Origin of the sequence: Streptomyces cavernae (assembly GCF_004023625.1) — a bacterium.
In the GTDB taxonomy this organism is placed as follows: Bacteria; Actinomycetota; Actinomycetes; order Streptomycetales; family Streptomycetaceae; genus Streptomyces; species Streptomyces cavernae.
In genome coordinates this window covers 329966-345894 of the sequence record NZ_RPDJ01000001.1, presented here as the reverse complement: position 1 = coordinate 345894, position 15929 = coordinate 329966, and the positions used below count along the sequence as shown (strand labels likewise).

Here is a 15929-nt window from a genome sequence, read left to right as displayed (position 1 = left end):
GTCCCTCTCCTCTTCACTGCGTCTCGTCTCCGAGGTTCGGATGGCGCCTGATCATGCCCGCCGACCGCGTGCTGGTCGTCCCGCGGCCGCGGTCACTTCGAGCTGCCGCCGATGGGGCACCGGGCTGCCGCGGTTGCCGCAGTCGGTCGGGAGATACCGCGTGCGCGGTAGGCGGGCGCTCGTCCGCCGGCAGGACTCGCCCGCGGGAGCATCCGGCTAAGGTGCGCGCATGAGCAGTGGACCCTTCGGCGTTCGGGCGGTTGCCAGGGACGGGGTCGTCGCGGTCTGCGTGGCGGCTGCGCTGCTGGTGGCCGGGCGGCCCGGGCAGCGCTCCGGCACGGAATTCGAGGTGCTCGGCTATGTGCTGCTGGCGGCCGGCGGCCTGGCGCTGGCCGCGGGCCGCCGGGCTCCGGTGACCGTCCTGATCGTCACTGGGCTGTGCGCGGTGGGTTACCAGGCGGCCGGTTTCGATGTTCCCGCGGTCGCGTACCTGTTCGCCGTGTACGCCGCCGTACGGGCGGGACACCGCACCATCACGGTGGTGGCGAGCCTGACCATGCTGGCCGCACTGCCCCTGGCGGCCCTGGCCTCGGGGCTGCACGACACGGGCGAGGCGTTCGCGCAGGCGCGCGGCGCCCTGGAGCTGGCCTGGCTGATCGCGGCCGGCGCCGCGGGTGAGGCGCTGCGGCAGGCCGAGCGGCGGGCGGACGAGGCCGAGCGCACCCGGGAGGAGACCGCGCGGCGCCGCGCCGACGAGGAACGGCTGCACATCGCACGGGAGTTGCACGACTCGCTCACTCATCAGATCTCGATCATCAAGGTGCAGTCCGAGGCCGCCGTCCATGTGGCCCGCAAGCGAGGCGAACAGGTGCCGGAGGCCCTGCTGGCGATCCGGGAGGCCGGCCGTGAGGCGACCCGTGAGCTGCGAGCGACCCTGGAGGCGCTGCGCGACGACGGCAGGACCCCGCCGCGAGGGCTCGCACATGTCCCGGAACTGGTTGAACGGGCCCGTACCAACGGCCTGGACGCGACGCTGACGGTCGAGGGACAACGACACGACGTGCCGGCCGCGGTGGACCGGACCGCGTACCGGATCGTTCAGGAGTCGCTCACCAACGTCGCCCGGCACTCCACCGCCGCCACTGCGTCGGTCCGGATCGACTACCGTCCGGACGCCCTCGCCATACGAGTCGACGACGACGGAAAGGCCACCGCGGACTCCGTCCCGGTGCCCGGCGTCGGGCTGCTGGGGATGCGCGAACGCGTGAGCGCCCTCGGCGGCCGCCTGCGCGCGGAACCGCGCAGCGGGGGCGGCTTCACCGTCCAGGCGGAACTCCCCGTGGAGAGAGCGTCATGATCCTGGAAGGTGCGTCATGGCCCTGGAAGGTGCGTCATGGCCCTGGAAGCGTCTTGATCCTCGAAGGTGCGTCTTGATCCTGGAAGCGTCTTGATCCTCGAAGGTGCGTCTTGATCCTGGAAAGTGAGTCATGATCCGTATCCTGCTGGTCGACGACCAGCCGCTCCTGCGCAGCGGGTTCCGCGCGCTCCTCGAGGTCGAGGGCGACATCGAGGTGGTGGCCGAGGCCGGCGACGGGGAGGAGGGTCTGGCTCTGATCAGGGAGCATCTGCCCGACATTGCGCTCATCGACATCCGGATGCCGGTCCTCGACGGGATCGAGACCACCAAGCGCATCGCCGAGGACCCGGCGTTGGCGCGGGTGCGGGTCGTCATCCTGACCAACTACGGCTTCGACGAATACGTGTTGGACGCGCTGCGTGCCGGTGCCGCCGGATTCCTCGTCAAGGACATCGTGCCGGAGGACCTCGTGCACGCCGTACGTGTGGCCGCGCGCGGTGACGCCCTGCTCGCACCGTCGATCACCCGCAAGCTGATCGAACGGTACGTCAGCGAGCCGCTGCCCACCGGTGCCGGCACGGAGCTGGAGGAGCTGACCAACCGCGAGCGTGAGGCCGTCGCCCTGGTGGCGCGCGGTCTGTCTAACGACCAGATCGCGGACCATATGGTGATCAGCCCGATGACCGCGAAGACGCACATCAACCGGGCCATGGCCAAGCTCCACGCCCGTGACCGCGCCCAGCTCGTCGTGCTGGCCTACGAGTCCGGACTGGTGGCCCCACGCAACCGCTGACCGTGCCTGCGCGGAGCGCGCGAGACGGTGTGGCCCCGGTGTTCCGGGGCCACACTGCCGCACATTGCGTCACCGGTCAGAAGTCGTCCGCCGTCCTGATGCGGTCTCGGATCCAGACGCCCGCCGGCTTGAGGGAGGACGTGCCGGTCCATGGACCGCTGTTGGAGCAGGTGCCGCGCTTGAAGACGGCACCGGTGCGGTCGTCGTCGGAGAAGTTCCAGTTGACCCAGCTGATCTTCTTGGCTTTCAGCAGGTCGAGGTAGCGCTGTGACATGGCGAAGTCGTTGCTGCCCTCACCGGCGTAGTTCTGGGTGCCGAACTCGGTGACGAAGACGGGGATGCGGTCGGCCGCGCGGGAGAGGGTCTGGAGGTATTCGTCCCGGTGGGAGTCCGCGTAGAAGTGGAACGTGTACATGATGTTGGCCGCGTTCACCGGGTTGTTGACCACCTCGGACTCGTTCGAACCGTCCGAGACGCCGAGCGAGGACCAGCCGCGGGTGCCCACCAGGACCGGGGTGTTCGGATCCTTGGCCCTGATGACGGGGATGAGTTGCTCGGCGTAGCTCTTGATGCGGGACCAGCTCACACCGCTGGGCTCGTTGGCGATCTCGTACAGCAGGTTGTTCTTGTCGCGGTGGCGCTGGGCGATCTCGGAGAAGAAGGTCTTGGCGCGGGCGAGGTTCGCGTGCGGGTCACCGGGATCGAGCATGTGCCAGTCGACGATGGCGTACATGCCGCGGGCCGTGGCCTGTTCGATGATGGAGTGAACCAGGTCGGTGAACCGGCGCGGGTCGGTCTCGTACCCGTCCTCCTGGATGTACATGGAGATGCGCAGTACGTCCGCCTTCCAGTCGGTGGCGAGCGCGTTGAGCGAGCCGTTGGTGACGCACTGGCTGTACCACTGCAGGCCGTGGGTGCTCATGCCGCGGAGCTGGATGGGCTTGCCTTGCTGGTTGCAGAGCTTGGTGCCGCAGACCTCGAGCTGTCCGTTGGCGGCGACCGGGGTGGCTGCCGACGGGGCGGCTGCTGGTGACGGGGCCCCGGCGGCCGCTGGGACCGCGGCTGCCGACTGGGTGGTGGGCGCTGTGGGGCCGGCCTGGGCCGCTCCTGGGGTCGAGAGGAGGCCGAGGAGGAGCAGCGCGGCGACGAACAGGACGAACCGTGCCGGTCTCATGGGGGATCTCCTGGCGGTCGTTGGGAGATGAATGGCGCATGGAATGGCGCATGAACGTCGACGAGTGCCGGTCGGGGGCCGTGCCTGGACGCGCGACCCAGCTGGAAGGAAACTTTCCTAACAGATAGGGAATTAGCAGTTGGTACGGACCTTTGCAAGGGATACGGCAAGACCGCCTCGGTCCGGCACGAGTGCCTCCCCGGCGCCGAGCGCCGGGGAGCTTGAAGCAGCCCCTTGTACGCGTGGACCCGGGACGCCTCCGAAACGCATCGCAACGAGTCACCCCCGCCGCACGGCCACCCCGTGCGAGGCCCCTGGTCCTGCCTGGCCCCGTCGACTCACACTTGCATAACGCTGGCCGGAACCTGCATGACCGGGCGTCAAGGGTGGCATCCTCTTCCCACTGAGAACGGACTCATCACCGAGGCGGGGGAACGCGGGGGAGGCCGGCGTAACGTGATGCAGCCCGGGAGTGGCGTGGGCCTGCGGGGGCGCAGCGGGATCATCTCGCTCGTCCAGGCCTGCCTGAAGGAGCCTCCGACGGCGGAGCGTCCCGTCGTCATGCTGCTGGGCCCGCGAGGCAGCGGTGCCAGCGAGGCGCACAGCATGCTCATGGAGCACTTCGGCCCCGAACACCCCTTCGCCTACGTCAATTTGGGCGGCTCACAGTCCCTGTTGCCCCGTTACGCGCTGGCCCTCCTCGCCCGCCAGCTCGAGCGCAAACTGCCCCGCTACGGCCGCTCCCACTTCCCGCTGCTCACCCTGGGGCTGCTCGCCTCCGACCAGTTGCTGCGGATGAACAGCCTCGCCGAGGGACGGCGTGCGATCCAGCGCCAGCTGGACGCCTTCCAGGAGCGCAGTGAGGAGCGGTACGGCGACTACCTCGCCGCGTTCTTCGAGGTGGCCTCCGGTGCGGTCGGCGCACCTGACGGCTTCTCGACCATGGCGCTCGCGCTCCTCCAGGACGCCCTGCGGCGCGGTCGCCGCAGACTGCCGGGCCGTGTCTTCGGCGGCAAGTACAGTGCGAGCGCCGCCTGGTACGGCAGTCATCCGCTCACCCGCAGCCAGGACCAGTGGGAAGCCCTGGTGGAGCTCAACCTCTGGCGGCACGAAGGCGACGAGCAGCAGGAGCGGCTGGACCGGGTGCTGTTCTCGGCGTTCCTGGAGGATCTCAGACGCAACACCGCCCGTGCCTTCATGCCGCGCTCGTATCTGCTGCTCCTCGACAACTCCCATACGGAGTACGGCCGTCGCTTCCTCGACCACCTGATCCGGGCCCGGCACGACGACGCGGTGGTGACGGGCACGGACTGCGATCCGCTGACAGTCGTCGCCAGCTCCAACCGCTGGCTGCCCCGCTGGGGACCGGCGACCGGTGACGCCTGGCCCTGGCGGTTACGCGGCCCCGACCGGGCATCCCTGCAGGACTGGCACGAGCACCGGCCCACCCGCGACAGCGACGACACCTGGTGGTATCCGCTGCGGCTGCGCGACCTCAACCTCGACGAGGTCCGCATCCGGATCGACCTCGAACTGGGTGGCAACCCCGAGCTCGCCCCCTTCACTCGTCTGACGCCCTTCGTGCACCGGCTGACCGGCGGACTGCCGCGCGCGGTGCGTCAGGTGCTCGACGTGCTCCAGCAGTCCACGGCCCCCGCGGAGGACGGCCCCGGGCAGGACCGCTGGCTGCGCACGCTGCCCGACCAGACCCTGCGCGTCGGCGAGGACACCCGGACGCTCGTGGACGCCGCCCTCGGCCATCTGCTGCGTGGCTTCGACCCCGTCGCCCGGGGCGCCCTCGCGGAGTGCGCCGCCGCACGTGACCTGTCCGTCGGCACTCGGGTGCTCTCGTCCGGGGAGACCCTGTTCGGGGAGATCCGCGCTCGGTGGCTGCTGAGCCCGGGCACGATCACGCCCACCCTCCATCCGTGGCTGCGCAGGCTGCTGCTGTGGGAGCTGGGACGGCGCCCGGGCGACTGGGACACGGTGCACGAACTGCTGGCCGAGCATTTCAGGACCGAGCGTCAGCCGGTCCAGGCCATGTACCACCGGCTGGCGATGGGCTGCATCGACGAGGTCACGGACCATCTGCTGCTGCGCTTCCCCGCGGTGCCCACACCGCAGTGGATCAGCGAGTTCAGCCTGATCACCAGCGCCCCCAACCGGCTCCCGTCCCACGGCGGCCCGCTGGAACTGCTCGCCGGCCTCGCCCCGCTCCGGCCGGACCAGGCGGTCGACGCCGCCTCGGCGATACGGGGCCTGGTCGCGGCGCGCTGGGTGTGGAGCGATCCGCTGGCCGACCCGGCCATGCGGCTGAACGACCTGATCGCCGACGGGTTCACCCAACTGTCCCAGTTGCGGAGGAACGACATCGTGGCGTTGTTCAACGAGGCGGAACGCTACCGGCACTGGCGTCACCCGCAGACGACGGAGAGCGAGGGCTGAGGCGGTGTCGGAGAGTGCGGACGGTGGCGAGGGCGGGATGAGAGGAACGAGCCGGTCATGAGCCGCATTCCGAGAATCGAATGGCCCCTGCACATCGTGCGCCGGGTCGTCGTAGGCCTGATCGTCGTCGCCGCGCTCGCGGTGGCGGTGCCGTACGGAGCCGGCTGGATCGGCCAGTGGCGGGCACACTGCGCCGACGGCGTGGTCGAACGGGGCGAGGCCGACGAGTGCGTGGGGGTCACCGACGGCGGATACGCCTTCGCGAAGCACCTCGACTCGGTCCGAAAGAAGATCAAGAAAGAGAACGACCGCGTGGCCGACGGGGACGAACCCTACGTCAGCGTCGCCTACATGACCTCCTTCACCCTCACCGACGACGACAGCAACTCCGAGGAATCGGTCCGGCACGAGCTGGAGGGGGCCTATCTGGCTCAGTACCGCCACAACAACGGAGACCTGTCGGCCTCCCCGAAGATCCGGTTGCTCATCGCCAACACGGGAAGCAGCTCCGGGCAATGGCGGTACACCGTGGACGAGTTGATCAAGCGGAAGACTTCCCAGGACCGGCTGGTGGCTGTCACCGGACTGGGTCCGAGCACCGACGACAACCTGGCCGCGATCCGCCGCCTCTCCCAGCACGGCATCGCGATGGTCGCCAGCACGATGACGGCCACCAACATAAAGGACATAGCCGGGTTCGTACGGGTCGCGCCGACCAACGAGGACGAGGCGTACGCCGCCTCCGCCTATCTGAAGCGGAAGAAGATCACCTCGGCCGTGGTGGTCCAGGACACCGCCAAGGGCAACCTCTACGCCCGGACGCTCGGCACCGCCTTCAGCAAGGTCTTCCCGGACAAAGGGCACCGGCTGGTGGCCGAGACCATGACGTTCGACTCCTCGATCAGCAGCGCCTGGAAGAACGAGCTGCTCTACATGCGGAGTCAGCTCTGCGAACAGAAACCGCAGGTCGTCTACTTCGCGGGCCGCGGGCGGCACCTCACCCACTTCCTGTACGCCATCGCCAACCGCTCCTGCCAGGAGCGCACCTTCACCGTGATCGCCGGAGACGACACCACCAACCTCACGGCCCAGGAGCTGGCGCGCGCCGCGAAGACGAAGGTGCAGGTCTACTACACGGGCCTGGCCCATCCGGACATGTGGCAGAAGGAGCCCGACGCCGTCTCCGACCTCTCGGCGCAGTACTTCCAGAACGGCGGCGAACTGGACCGGTGGTTCCCCAACGACCCGCGCCACGACGGCCAGGCCATCATGGCGCACGACGCGGTCATCACCGCGGCCCAGGGCGTCCAGATGGCGGCCCGCTGGCAGGGAGAGGTGACCGGCGACGCGGTGGGCCGGATGTTCCACCAGATGGAAGGCAGCCTGCGGGTGGCGGGTGCGAGCGGCTTCATCTCCTTCCGGGAGAACGGCAACCCCGTCAACAAGGCGGTGCCGATCCTGCGCCTGGACGAGCGGGGCAGGTCGGAGTTCGTGGAGGCATCGGCGGCCGGCGGCAAACCGCCGGAAGGTCGCTAGTGTCCTGCGCCTGAAATCCGTCGGCAGAAGTGGGCGAGGGATTCGAGGATCTCTTCAGCGGTCTTGGTCCAGATGAACGGCTTGGGGTCTGCGTTCCAGTCCTTGACCCAGCGGCGGATGTCGGCTTCAAGGGCCTGAACGTTCTTGTGTGCGCCACGACGGATCATCTGGTCGGCCAGGAAGCCGAACCACGGCTCGACCTGGTTGATCCAGGAGGAGCCGGTCGGGGTGAAGTGCATATGAAACCGTGGGTGCTTGGCCAGCCATGTCCTGATCGCGGGCGTCTTGTGGGTGCCGTAGAAGCCCCTATGTTTCGTCAAGCCGCAGAAGAAGGTTGGATGTGGCCGTAGAGCTCGCGGGCGACGTACCGCCTGAGACACCTGATGATCTCGCGCTTGGACATGCCCTCAGCGGTGCGTCCCTGCAGGTACTTCTGCGTGCGTTCGTCCCAGCGTATGCGGGTCGTCACGATGCGGTAGAGGGCAGCATTCGCTATACCTCACACACCACGGATACAGCCACCGCACCAGGCGAAGCAGGGACTTCCCTCAGCTTCACCCTAATGAGCCGGAGTCAGTAACCGCGTGCCCACCTTCTTGGGGGAAGGCCCGAGGTACGACGGCAGGACCATCGTGATCACCGGGGGTAGCCGCAGCCGGTCGAACGGAACGGGTAAAAGGGGCGGACCCGCGCTCATCACTCGCCCTCGCACCAGGTCACCGAGCACGCGCACGTTCAGCCAAGGCGTCATCCGAGGCGCAAGCGGCTGTAGGTGCGCGGCGGAAGCGGCTCGGCGAGATGCCGTACTCACGGCGGAACGCGGCCGAGAAGGCGAACTCGGTCGAGTAGCCGATCTCGCGGGCGATGGTCGCCAACGTGGCGTCGGTCTCGCGGAGCAGCCGGGCACCGAGCCCCAGCCGCCAGCTGATCAGGTAACTCATCGGCGGCTGACCCACCACGGTGGTGAAGCGCCTGGTGAACGCCGCGCGGGTCATCCCCACGGCTCGACTCAGCCGCTCCGTCGTCCACTGCTGCCGTGGGTTCTCGTGGATCTCGCGCAGGGCTGCGGCGATCGCCGGGTCGTCGGTCGTCGGCCACCCGGCCGCACCGTGCTGTTCGCGCCACTGCCGCAGCACGTTGACCAGGATCAGGTCCAGCAGCGCGGGCAGTGTCGCCCCGGTACCCATCTGCGTCCCGGACACATCCGCGCAGAGGAGGTCGACCAGCGCCCGCATGTGGGGGTAGCGGTCGTAGTCCGGCGACACCGTGATGAGGTCGGGCAACACCCGGAGGTACTGCGGCGCGCGGCCGTGTTCGAGCAGATAGGCGCCGCAGAGGAACTCGAAGTCGAAAGGCCCCGGTGCCGATGGTGCCGGGCCCATCACCACGGGTGGCAGGTCTTTCAGCGCGCACGGGACGTGACTGAAGCCGTGCGCGGCGCCGGACGAGGTGAGCACGACGTCGCCCGGCCCCAGGGCGACCGGCTCCTCGTCCTCGGTGATCAGCCAGCACGTGCCTCGCACGACGACATGGAACCCACTGCCGTCGAAGTCGGGGAATCGGATTCCCCGGGAGCTCGGCTGCCTGATCAGGCGAGCGCCGGCGGTGCCGACCCGGACAGTGCGGATCACTTCGCTCACCAAGTCCATGGGCGCATGCTAACGAGGATTGCTCGCGGGCTCCGGCGCACGCTCTCGTATGGATTGGTGGAGCTCTCGTATAGTCCCGCGCGCACGGCCGGTGATTGGGTCGATGTCGTGATCGATTACGGGCCCGCGTATCCCCTGCGCCCCTGCCGAACAGCGGAGCAGGCGCGGACGCGGTGCGGAACTGGCCGGCCGTCGTCGATCGCGACAAGTGCCGGCCCCGGCCGGTGCCACGCCGACCGTCACACCCGGTCCCCTGGACCGCGACTCCCGAGGAATGCCATGTCCCAGCCTGACTACGACCGAGCGGCCCGCGAGTGGGACCGCCTCAACAGCATGCCGCAGCCGGTGTCGGACGCGATTGCACGATGCCTTCCGACGCTGCCCCCGGGCGCTCTGGTGCTCGATCTCGGATGTGGCACCGGTGAACCGGGCTTCACCATCAAGTCCGCGTTCCCCGACACCCGTCTCCTGGGTGTCGACGCCTCTGAGCCGATGATCGAGATGGCCCGTGCGAAGGCGCAGCGCGATGGCCTGACCGGTACGGAGTTCAAGGTCATGCAGATGGAGGACCTCGCCGTCGGCACCGGCGAGGTGGACGTCCTGGTCTCGCGCTTCGGTTTCCTCAGCGTCCACGACACCGCGGCGGAGGCGGCCCGCGTCCTGCGGCCCGGCGGGCACTACGCCATGGCGGTCTGGGACCGGTCGGAACTGAACACGGCGATCCATGTGTTCTTCACGGTCCTCAAGGAGTCCTCGGTGGCCGACGAGATTCCGGATCTCGGAATCTTCGACGTGGTCTCGTCGGACGCCCGTAGGGAGCAGTGGCTCCGGGACGCGGGGATGGCTTCGATCGACACCGAGCTGTTCGCGTGGTCGTACACGCTGCCCGACTTCGACGCCGTTCTGGAGACGCTGGCCGCTCCCCCGTTCGGCGCCGCCGTCGCCACGCTGGACGACGACGAGACCAAGAAGGTGCAGGAACAGATCTTCGAGCGCCTGTCCCCGCACCGTGCCGCGGACGGGTCGTACCGCATCCCGCAGACCTGCCGCCTGTACTGGGGCCAGCGCTAGACGAGTCATCTGGCACAACCACAAGACCGGCCAGCCCGTCATCCGGTCCTTGATCGCTTATGACCACTAATCACATCGGAATGACTCGTCTAGAAGCGGGCTCCTCCGGGACCTCCCCCGTCAGGTACTCAGCCTCCGACGCAGTTCCTCGGTCACCTCGACGCCCGTCACCGGGGTGACGGGTGACGGCGGTCCCTCACCTCGGTTCAGTTGGGTGCGGACAGGTCGCCGAAGACCCAGCGCGCGTCGGCGGGGGCCAGACCGGCGAGGTGGCGGCCGGCATTCTGCAGGACGACGGGGCCCGAGGTGACGTGCTGGGCGCCGGCGTGCATGTCTCGGAAGAACCTCTGGAGGTCGCCGTCGCGCAGGGCCGCGGTACCGGCCCACTTGTACGCGGTCGCGCACACGCTCTGCCCGGTCCGGGTGGCGTTGTTCAGGGCCAGCCGGGCGAGGGTCTCTTCTTCGGTGCTGAGCGGGGCGCCCGAGTCGATTGTGGCCTCGATGCCGGCCCAGACCTCCAGGGCCCAGGCACGGGCGGAGCGCAGGGCGATCTCGGCGCGGGCGTAGTCGGCGTGGAACTCGGCGGTGTCGACGGTCGCGGCCGGGGCGCCGGACTTGCGGCGGGCGACGCCGCCCAGCTCGTCCAGGGCGCGGCGGCCGACTCCGAGGGCCCAGCCGGTGAGGGCGATGCTGGCGATGTTCCAGACGCCGACCCGGTACAGCGCCCCGCCGTTGACGGGTTCGGTGGTCGTGATGTCGTACGCGTACTCGTCCGGCACGAAGGCGTCGTCGACGCGGTAGTCGATGCTGCCGGTGGCGCGCAGGCCCATGACGTCCCAGTTGTCGAGCAGGGTGGCCTGTTCCTTGGGGTGGATGAGGAGGACCGGCCTGCCCGTCTGCTCGACCACCGCCGCGCTGTGGAGATAGTCGGCATGGTGCATCCCGGAGGCGAAGGACCACGATCCGGTCAGCCGGTAGCCGCCGTCCACCCGGACGGCGGTGCCCGGGCGGGTGCCCTGGCCCGCGACCAGGGTGACGCGGCCGTCACCGTACAGTTTCTGGGCGGCCTCCTTGCCGACGTACGCGGCCGTGGTGCCGGAGCAAACGTAGACCGAGTGCACGATCCAGCCGGTGGACGCGTCCTCGTGACTGATCTTCTCGACGCTCTGGATGGCCTGGCTGGGTGTCAGTTCGTAGCCGCCGAGCGACCGGGGAATGCCGATCCGGAAGACGCCGCTGTCTTCCAGGGCCTGGACGACGGCCGGGGTGAGCCGGCCGGCCGCCTCTGCCGACTCCGCCTCCTGGCGAATCAGCGGTCCGATGGCGTCCAGTCGGGCGAGCAGGGGGCCAAACTCTTCGCTGACGTGCAGGCCGTCGGTGGCGGCGGTGGTCAGCTGGTCGGTCATTCGTCAACGCTCCCTTGCGTGATCGGCTTCGCTTGCCGTGCTGCTCGTGGTGGCTTGTTTGCCGTTCCCCTCTTGGAAGTTGACGTTAAGTCAGGGGAATGGGTGTGCGCACCACCAGTCAATCGCGGACACGTGCCATCCGGCAGCCGTATGACGAAGGTGGCGTCCGTCGAGTCATCGTGGACGAAAGGCGTACGACGCCATGTCGATGTCGCGGACGCCCAACAGCCCGCCGCCATTCCCCTGATGGCGACGGGCTGTTGGGGAGGACGGCTGCCATCAGCAGCCGTCTGGACGCAGCGCTGCCATCAGCAGCGGTCTGGATGGAGGGCGGCGATCAGCAGCTGTCGGCGATGGCGTCGATGACGCGTCCGAAGCCCCTGTCGTAGTTGTCCGCGTAGTCCCCGGCGCGGACGGTGCGGCATTCCTTGGTGCCGTTGTTGTAGTTGATGAAGGCCGCGTCGCGGGACGCTCGGAACGAGTACACGTGGTCGTGCCATCCCGGCGGGAGGTCCCGGTATCCGCCGCTCCACTTCAGCAGGTCGCCCCCGCCGTTCTTGCCCTGCCACAGGCAGACCGTGTTCGCGTCACATCCCGGAGCGGCGTGGGACGGAGTCGCGGCGACGAACGTTGCCGCCACGGTGGCGCCGGCGAGCAGCAGTGCGCTCAGTTTGCGGTTCATGATCTCCCCAGTCTCAGTAGTGAGCTCCCTCGCCTTCGAGGCTCCGGCGAGAGCTTTCGATCTGGAGACGGGAGATATGGCTGTGCCGTATGAGTCCGGCAGCGGATTCCCTCTGCCGAGTGAGGCTGATCCCGTCATCCGGTGACGTGTGACGCGGTGGCGGCGCACCGGAATGACCTGTCCGGCGAACTGATGGAGGAGATCATCGAGCTCGGCTCCATGGAGAGGCTCGCCCTCAACTCCTCGCTCTCGGTCTCAATACAGGGATCCGTTTCGCGCAACATCCACAGGCATCCGTACGGTCCGCGGCCGCGGCCAGGTCGGCCGACTTGACGCGCCTCCCACCGAGTACGTCCTGGTCTGGCCCGCCACCGCCGCCCCGGCGCGCGTCCGCACCTTCGCGGCCACCCTGCGCCAGGTCGCAGGGTGATGCGCCGGTTCGCCGACGACCTGCGCGTGGTCCGGCCTCCGGCGCGGTCGGTGCGGTCGGCGCAGTCGGCGCAGTCCGCGAGCTACGGAGTCCGTGTCCGAAAGACTCAGGACCCCTCGAACTGGCGGAGAAACGCGAGCAGTTCACTGCTGCTGAACGTGTCACTGCCGCTGTGCCGCACCCTCTCCTGATGGAGCGACTCGGCCTTGGCGAAGGCCTCTTCCAACGGCACGCCCTGGGCACGCTGGAGGGCGACGAGAGCGGTGATGAAGGCGGAGGTGGTGCCGCCGTAATGACGTTCGCTGGACATTCCGCGGATCCTACCGCCCGAAGGGCTCCCCCCCGGCTGCCGGCGGGCGAACGGGACGACCGGCCGTCCGCCCGCATGGCTGCCACCCCGGAGATGATCCGGACGCCATCCGGGGCAGCGGTACCGGCACCCCTGCCACCTGCGCGTTCGTGGTTGATTTGTCGGCGGGAACGGGCTGCCAATCAACTCCCCGGCCGCTGAACTCGAGTGTGCCGGAACCGGTCACGGACCAGTCGGCTCGGATTCGGCGGTGAACCAGCCGCCGCCGTCCGACGGTTGCCGCACGTTCCTCACGGGGGGGGAGGGAACGTGCGACGACCGGCACGGGGGAGGGCACGGGGATCATCCGTGCGGCACCTGGCGCGGGGAGCCCAGGTGCTGCACGGTTGATCCCCATCACGAACGAGCCCGGGCCGGGCGGCGTCCAAGACGGACCGGCCGGGACCGGCGCACGGCGCGGGAGAAGGAGAGCGACTGAAGTGGGACGCCCTGAGAGTCCGCTGGATCCCGAGGCGGGACCTGTCCAGCGTTTCGCCCATGAGCTGCGCATGCTGCGCCGGCAGGCCGGCAGGCCCACCTACCGCGCCATGTCCGAGCGGGCCGGATACGCGCCCGCCACCCTGTCCGAAGCCGCGGCCGGTGAGCGGCTGCCCTCCCTGCCCGTGGTGCTGGCCTACGTTGCCGCGTGCGACGGGAACGCGGAGGAGTGGGAGGGGCTGTGGCGGCAGGCCGCCCAGGAGGAGGCCACGCTGCCGCCCGTCGAAGACGGGTCCGTGGCGCCGTACCGGGGTCTGGCCCGCTTCGAGCCCGGGGACCGGGAGCGGTTCTTCGGCCGGGACAGGTTGGTCGCCGAACTGGTCGAGCTGGCCGGCAGGCACCGGTTCGTCGGCGTCGTGGGTACCTCCGGCAGCGGCAAGTCGTCACTGCTGCGGGCCGGGCTGATCCCGGCCCTGCGATTCGACAGCCCGCCGCGGGAGCGTCCGGCGGCGATCCGGATCCTCACCCCGGGCGGGCTGCCGGCCACCACCCACGCCGGCGCCTTCGTCCCGGTGGACGGGGATGCGGACACCTGGGTGGTGGTGGACCAGTTCGAGGAGGCGTTCACCCTCTGCCAGGACGCCGAAGAACGCGACCGGTTCATCGACCTCCTTCTCTCCGCGGTACGACCGGACAGCCGGCTGCGGGTGGTGATCGCGGTGCGGGCGGACTTCTACGGCCGTTGCGCCGACCACCGCGCCCTGGCCGACGCGCTGCGGGTGGCCAACTTGCTGGTCGGACCGATGAGCACCGACGAACTGCGGGAGGCGATCGTCAAACCGGCGGCGGCGGACGGCCTCGTGCTCGAGCGTGCGCTGACCGCGCGGATCATCGCCGATGTCGACCGCCAGCCCGGCGCCCTGCCGATGATGTCCCACGCCCTGCTGGAGACCTGGCGCCGTCGCCGCGGCAAGACCCTCACCCTGGACGGCTATGAGGCCGTCGGTGGTGTCCACGGTGCCATCGCGGGCACCGCGGAGGAGGTCTACACCCGTCTCTCCCCCGACCAGGCCGCCCTCGCCCGCCGCCTGCTGCTGCGGCTGATCACCCCCGGCGAAGGCGCCCAGGACACCCGCCGCCCCGCCCACCGCACCGAACTCGCCGACGAGGGCGGGGAGAGCGCCGACACCGCGCTTGTCCTGGACCAGCTCGCCCGGGCCCGCCTGGTGACTCTGCACGACGACACCGTCGACCTCGCGCACGAAGCCCTCATCACGTCCTGGCCCCGGCTGCACACCTGGATCGACGAGGACCGTGACCTGCTGCACCACCACCGCAGGCTCACCGAAGCCGCCGCCACCTGGGAAGAACTCGACCGCGACCCCGGGGCCCTCTACCGCGGTACCCGACTGGCGACCGCCGAGGAGACCTTCTCCACCCCGCAGCCGCAGGTCCACCTCACCGCGCTGGAACGCTCCTTCCTCGCCGCCGGCGTCGACGCCCGCGACCGGGAACGCGCGGCAGCAGCCCGTACGGCACGCCGTCTGCGGGCGCTGGTGGGCGCCCTGTCGGCGTTGGTCGTGGTTGCCCTCGTCGCCACCGGTCTCGCCTACGGCCAACGGCCTGCGCGTGCAGGGTGATCCCGGGGTACGGCTGTGGAACGTGGCGACCGGCGCCCTTGAGTCCACGCTCCGGCACCACAGGGCGGGCGCCGCGTCGACGGCGTTCAGTCCTGACGGTGCGGTGCTGGCGACCAGCGACTTCGGGGAGACCGTACGCCTGTGGGACACCGCCACCGGACAACTGAGGCATACGATCACCAAGGCGGGGACGGCGATGGCCTTCAGTCCGGACGGCAGTATGTTCGCCACCGCCCGACACGACGGCACCGTGATCCTCTGGGACGCCACCACCCGGCGGAAGAAGAACGTCTTCCCGGACAACCGCACGGAGGGGTCGAGGTCGTGGCTGGTCTTCAGCCCTACGGGCACGATGCTCGCCGTCGGCGGCGATTTCGGCAGGGTACGGCTGTGGGACCTGACCGACCGCCGAGCCGCAGTCACCCTGGAGATGCCCGAGGACGGCACCACGCCGCAGCCAAGGGAACTCGCCCCGTCGAACAACACCGTGTTGTCGGCCGCGTTCAGCCCCGACGGCACCACGCTCGCCACCGCCGGCACCGACGGCACCGTACGGCTGTGGGACGCGGCGAAGGCCCGGATCGAGGACACCTTCGCCAGGGCGGGGACCGCGGTGGCCTTCAGCCCTGACGGCAGGACGCTCGCCACCGGCGCCAGGGACGGCACGGTAACCCTGCGGGACGTCGCCACCGGCAATGCCCGAACCACCTTCACCGGCCACACCGACGACATCCAGTCCGTGGCATTCAGTCCGGACGGCCGCACCTTGGCCAGCGCCGGCAGCGACGGCAGCGTACGGCTGTGGAGAGCGACCCTGCCCGGCGCATCCGGCGCGATCCGCAACATCTGCCGTGCCCTCCACAACGACATCACCGAACAGGAACGATCCCTGTACCTGCCCGACGGGATGACCGGTCCGGTGTGCGGGAACTCCGGCTGACCGCGAGGCTGCGGTCGGG

At 69.5% G+C, this 15929-nt stretch carries 12 protein-coding genes and 2 pseudogenes; 7 read left to right on the top strand and 7 right to left on the bottom strand.

Features of this window, described 5'->3' with window-relative positions:
• The first annotated feature begins 229 nt into the window (after positions 1-229).
• Both EF387_RS11460 and EF387_RS11455 read left to right on the top strand, forming a co-directional pair.
• Positions 230-1357, top strand: a complete 1128-nt coding sequence (locus EF387_RS11460; RefSeq protein WP_128376409.1) for a sensor histidine kinase — start codon at positions 230-232, stop codon at positions 1355-1357.
• 130 nt (positions 1358-1487) lie between these two features.
• Positions 1488-2150 carry a response regulator gene (locus EF387_RS11455; protein WP_128376408.1) on the top strand — a complete coding sequence of 221 codons (663 nt, stop codon included), beginning with the start codon at positions 1488-1490 and terminating at the stop codon, positions 2148-2150.
• 76 nt (positions 2151-2226) lie between these two features.
• Here EF387_RS11455 and EF387_RS11450 read toward each other — a convergent pair whose 3' ends face one another.
• The gene (locus tag EF387_RS11450) at positions 2227-3324 is read right to left on the bottom strand and encodes a glycoside hydrolase family 5 protein (protein ID WP_128376407.1); all 1098 of its coding nucleotides are present in this window, start codon (positions 3322-3324) and stop codon (positions 2227-2229) included.
• A 459-nt stretch (positions 3325-3783) separates the two neighbouring features.
• Here EF387_RS11450 and EF387_RS11445 point away from each other — a divergent pair, with 459 nt between their 5' ends.
• Positions 3784-5769, top strand: coding sequence for a hypothetical protein (locus EF387_RS11445; RefSeq protein ID WP_128376597.1), 1986 nt, complete (start codon positions 3784-3786; stop codon positions 5767-5769).
• A gap of 57 nt (positions 5770-5826) precedes the next feature.
• Complete coding sequence (locus EF387_RS11440; protein WP_238431453.1) at positions 5827-7305, top strand: ABC transporter substrate-binding protein; 1479 nt, start codon at positions 5827-5829, stop codon at positions 7303-7305.
• On the opposite strand, the pseudogene EF387_RS11435 reads toward EF387_RS11440, so the two are convergent.
• From EF387_RS11435 to EF387_RS11425, 3 genes and pseudogenes are all read right to left on the bottom strand, one after another.
• Positions 7302-7604: pseudogene (locus tag EF387_RS11435) on the bottom strand (transposase); the annotation flags it as partial. The gene EF387_RS11440 and the pseudogene EF387_RS11435 overlap by 4 nt on opposite strands.
• Before the next feature lie 17 nt (positions 7605-7621).
• Positions 7622-7798, bottom strand: a pseudogene (locus EF387_RS11430) (IS110 family transposase); the annotation flags it as partial.
• Positions 7799-8021: 223 nt separating this feature from the next.
• Entirely contained in the window at positions 8022-8954 is a 933-nt protein-coding gene (locus EF387_RS11425) for an AraC family transcriptional regulator (protein WP_128376406.1), read from the bottom strand.
• 279 nt (positions 8955-9233) lie between these two features.
• Here EF387_RS11425 and EF387_RS11420 point away from each other — a divergent pair, with 279 nt between their 5' ends.
• Positions 9234-10025, top strand: a complete 792-nt coding sequence (locus tag EF387_RS11420) for a class I SAM-dependent methyltransferase (protein WP_162467121.1) — start codon at positions 9234-9236, stop codon at positions 10023-10025.
• A 206-nt stretch (positions 10026-10231) separates the two neighbouring features.
• Here the strand turns inward: EF387_RS11420 and EF387_RS11415 are convergent, their stop codons facing one another.
• The 3 genes from EF387_RS11415 to EF387_RS11405 form a co-directional block, all read right to left on the bottom strand.
• Complete coding sequence (locus EF387_RS11415) at positions 10232-11431, bottom strand: acyl-CoA dehydrogenase family protein (protein ID WP_128376404.1); 1200 nt, start codon at positions 11429-11431, stop codon at positions 10232-10234.
• 337 nt (positions 11432-11768) lie between these two features.
• Positions 11769-12113, bottom strand: a complete 345-nt coding sequence (locus EF387_RS11410; protein WP_128376403.1) for a peptidase inhibitor family I36 protein — start codon at positions 12111-12113, stop codon at positions 11769-11771.
• Between the two features lie 536 nt (positions 12114-12649).
• A complete protein-coding gene (locus EF387_RS11405) occupies positions 12650-12853 on the bottom strand; it encodes a hypothetical protein (RefSeq protein WP_128376402.1) in 204 nt (67 codons plus the stop codon).
• Positions 12854-13332: 479 nt separating this feature from the next.
• Here EF387_RS11405 and EF387_RS47075 point away from each other — a divergent pair, with 479 nt between their 5' ends.
• Together EF387_RS47075 and EF387_RS11400 are read left to right on the top strand one after the other, a co-directional pair.
• Positions 13333-14970, top strand: coding sequence for a helix-turn-helix domain-containing protein (locus tag EF387_RS47075; RefSeq protein ID WP_162467120.1), 1638 nt, complete (start codon positions 13333-13335; stop codon positions 14968-14970).
• Complete coding sequence (locus EF387_RS11400; protein WP_162467119.1) at positions 14960-15910, top strand: WD40 repeat domain-containing protein; 951 nt, start codon at positions 14960-14962, stop codon at positions 15908-15910. The genes EF387_RS47075 and EF387_RS11400 overlap by 11 nt, the downstream gene beginning before the upstream one ends.
• The last annotated feature ends 19 nt before the right edge of the window (positions 15911-15929 follow it).